General features: G+C 70.7%; 4 protein-coding genes. 3 read left to right on the forward strand and 1 reads right to left on the reverse strand.

Annotated features, from left to right (window positions below):
- On the forward strand, positions 1–1,012 hold a 1,012-nt coding region (locus A5704_RS14275), incomplete at its 5' end, for an AIR synthase-related protein (RefSeq protein ID WP_231969109.1).
- Between the two features lie 19 nt (positions 1,013–1,031).
- Positions 1,032–1,667, forward strand: a complete 636-nt coding sequence (locus A5704_RS14280) for a CPBP family intramembrane glutamic endopeptidase (RefSeq protein ID WP_067889538.1) — start codon at positions 1,032–1,034, stop codon at positions 1,665–1,667.
- Here A5704_RS14280 and A5704_RS14285 read toward each other — a convergent pair.
- Complete coding sequence (locus A5704_RS14285) at positions 1,649–2,863, reverse strand: MCE family protein (protein ID WP_067889541.1); 1,215 nt, start codon at positions 2,861–2,863, stop codon at positions 1,649–1,651. The two genes, A5704_RS14280 and A5704_RS14285, sit on opposite strands and share 19 nt — an antisense overlap.
- Positions 2,864–2,882: 19 nt before the next feature.
- Here A5704_RS14285 and A5704_RS14290 point away from each other — a divergent pair.
- Positions 2,883–3,176 (forward strand): sterol carrier family protein (locus A5704_RS14290; protein ID WP_067889544.1); only part of this gene is annotated, 294 nt, incomplete at its 3' end.

Raw genomic sequence — 3,176 nt, forward strand, 5'->3', positions numbered from 1 at the left:
GCGCGCGACTTTGCTTGCCCTGCTGGGCAGCCCGCACCTGTGCAGCCGCGCGTTCATCACCGAACAGTACGACCGCTACGTGCGCGGCAACACCGTGCTGGCCGAGCACGCCGACGGCGGCGTGCTTCGCGTCGACGAGGCCACGGGCCGCGGCATCGCGCTGTCGACCGACGCGTCGGGTCGCTACACGCTGCTCGATCCCTATGTCGGAGCACAACTGGCCCTGGCCGAGGCCTACCGCAACGTCGCGGTCACGGGCGCGACCCCGGTCGCGGTGACCAACTGCCTCAACTTCGGTTCTCCGGAAGATCCCGGGGTGATGTGGCAGTTCTCGCAGGCGGTGCGGGGACTGGCCGATGGTTGTGCGGCCCTTGGCATTCCGGTGACCGGCGGCAACGTCAGCTTCTACAACCAGACCGGGTCGGCGGCCATCCTGCCGACGCCGGTGGTCGGTGTGCTCGGCGTGCTCGACGATGTGGGCCGGCGCATTCCGACGGGCCTGGGCGGCGAGCCGGGCGAGACCCTGATGCTGCTGGGCGATACTCGCGACGAATTCGACGGTTCCATCTGGGCGCAGGTGAGCGGCGACCACCTGGGCGGGGTGCCGCCCGCGGTCGACCTGGCGCGCGAAAAACTGCTGGCCGAAGTGCTGAGCGCGGCGTCACGCGACGGGCTGGTGTCCGCCGCGCACGACCTGTCCGAAGGTGGGCTTGCGCAGGCCATCGTGGAGGCGGCACTCGCGGGCGAAACCGGCTGCCGCATCGTCCTTCCCGAGGGCGCCGATCCGTTCGTCACGTTGTTCTCCGAGTCCGCGGGCCGGGTTCTGGCGGCGGTGCCCCGCACCGAGGAGAGCCGGTTCCGGGCGATGTGCGAGGCGCGCGGGCTGCCCGCGGTGCGCATCGGCGTCGTCGACCAGGCCTCGGACGGGGTGGAGGTTCAGGGCCTGTTCACCGTGTCGCTGGCCGAACTGCGCGAGACGTCCGAGGCGGTGCTGCCGCGCCTCTTCGGATGAGCCGCAGCGACGAATCCTGATGGGCGAGCGCGACTTCCGTCGGGCCCGTGCGTTCGCGTTGGCCGCCGCCCTGGTGGGCTGGAGCTTCGTCGGGCCCCGGCTGCCCACGGCGTGGCGGGTGACGACCCAAGCGGCGGCGGCCGGAGTGCTGGTGGTTGTGACGCGCGCACCGTTGGGGCTGACCGCACCGCGGTTGTGGGCGGGGCTGCGGCTGGGGTCGGCGGCCGGGGCCGCCGCGGCGGGCGCGATCGCCGCAGCGACGGCGGTGCCGACGGTGCGGGCGTCCATGGCAGACCGCGAGCCGACCGGGTCGGTGGCCGGCTGGCTGCTGCTGCGCATCCCCGTCGGCACCGTGTGGGCCGAGGAGGCCGCGTTCCGCGCGGCGCTCACCACCGCCGCTTCCGCTGCCTACGGAAGGTCCGGCGCAAGGTTGTTGCAAGCGGCGAGCTTTGGGCTCTCCCATGTCGCGGATGCGCGAGCGGCGGGCGACCCGGTGCTGGGCACGGTGTTGGTGACGGGCGTCGCGGGCTGGCTATTCGGTTGGCTCGCAGACCGTTCCGGCAGCGTGGCCGCTCCCATGCTGGTGCACTTGGCCATCAACGAGGCCGGCGCGATCGCCGCGCTGGGCGTGCGACGTCACGGGTTGATGGTGTAGTCACCGAGCTGGCGACCCCACACGTGCTCGGTGAAAAGTGGGGAGCCGAGCTCGAAGTGGTTGTAGGGAGCCATGCTCGCGCCGGTGTCCATCACCAGGAGCGGGGCCGGCCACAGTTCTCGGGTTATCGTCTGCCAACAGCCCGGTCGGCCGCCGGGACCGCCCCGGGCGTTGGTACGGGGCAGGTTCTCCGGCCAGATGTACGGGCTCGGCGCCCCGGTGATGCCGCCGGCCGCGTGGGCGCCGAGCGAGTAGCCGTTGTCGCCGAGCGCATTGTGAATCCTGGGCCCAACTTCAGCGAAATTCCTTATGGTGCAGAAGATTTCCGGGCTGTATTCGTCGAGCAGCTGGCTGGGGGTGACCAGATCGGTGGCCCCGCGCGCCAGGTTGGGGCCGCCGCGCCCGAACACGTCTGCGCCCGCGCCCCCGAGCCCGGCCGCCGCCAGCAGCGCCGCGTCCAGATCGGCTTGCTGCCGGTTCAGCGTGCGCGCCGCGGTCACCGCGTGGTCGAGGGCGTCCCATAGGTCAGGCGAAGCGCTGGAGTACGTCTCGCCGAGAGCGGCCAACCGCGCAACGTCGAAGCGGATCGCGGGCATGCGGGCGTTCACGTCGTCGAGAATCGCGTTGCCGTTGACCAACGAGTCGCCGAACTTCTCGCCCAGTCCCGTCAGCGCTTGCGCCGCCGCGCTGAGCGTCAGGTTCACCTTGACCTGATCGACCTTCTCCGCGATCGACATGAGCGTCTCGAACACGGTGTTGAACTCTGTGGTCACCGCGGTCGCGTCGATCACGGTCGACGGTGTGATCGATTGCGCCGCGGGCTTGGGCGGCGAAGTCAGCGCGACGTACTTGTTGCCGAACACCGTTGTCGCCTTGATGGTGGCCGCCACGTTGGCCGGGATGAGCTCGAGATACCTGGGGCTGACATCCAGCGTCACCCTGGCGGCCGGCCTGCCGTCGCGGGTGATCTCCGAAATGCCGGCCACGCGGCCGATCTGGACACCGTTGTAGGTGACCTTGGAGCCGGGATCCAATACCAGGCCGGCCCGGGCCGCCACCATCGTCAGCTTCGTTGTCGGCGTGAGCTCGCCGCGAAACTGCAGATACAGCAGCGACCCGACCAACCCCATGATGACGAGCGTCACGAGGCCGACGGACTTGTACGGTGGCCCGCGCCGCAAGCGACGACGCTCCATGAGTTTGAGACCCTAGGGTATGGCCGCCCGTCAAAAGGCCGATCCGGCAAAGACCCGGCAGGCCGTGTTGGCCGTTGCGGACTGGTTGCGGGACGCGACCCGGCCCGTTCCCGATCGCGAGAGCCTCGGGGCCGCGGTCCGGCTCACCGCCCGCACCGTGGCAGCGGTGGCGCCCGGGGCCAGCGTCGAGGTGCGGATCCCGCCGTTCGTCGCGGTGCAATGCATCGCCGGCCCCAGGCACACCCGCGGCACGCCCCCCAACGTGGTGGAGACCGATCCGCGAACGTGGTTGCTGCTGGTGACCGGGATGCTG

It is taken from the genome of Mycobacterium sp. E735 (assembly GCF_001666955.1).
Classification (GTDB): Bacteria; Actinomycetota; Actinomycetes; order Mycobacteriales; family Mycobacteriaceae; genus Mycobacterium.

Coding starts and splice junctions, on each gene's coding strand:
- A5704_RS14280 (WP_067889538.1), top strand. CDS start 1,032: ATGGGCGAGCGCGACTTCCGTCGGGCCCGTGCGTTCGCGTTGGCCGCC.
- A5704_RS14285 (WP_067889541.1), bottom strand. CDS start 2,863: ATGGAGCGTCGTCGCTTGCGGCGCGGGCCACCGTACAAGTCCGTCGGC.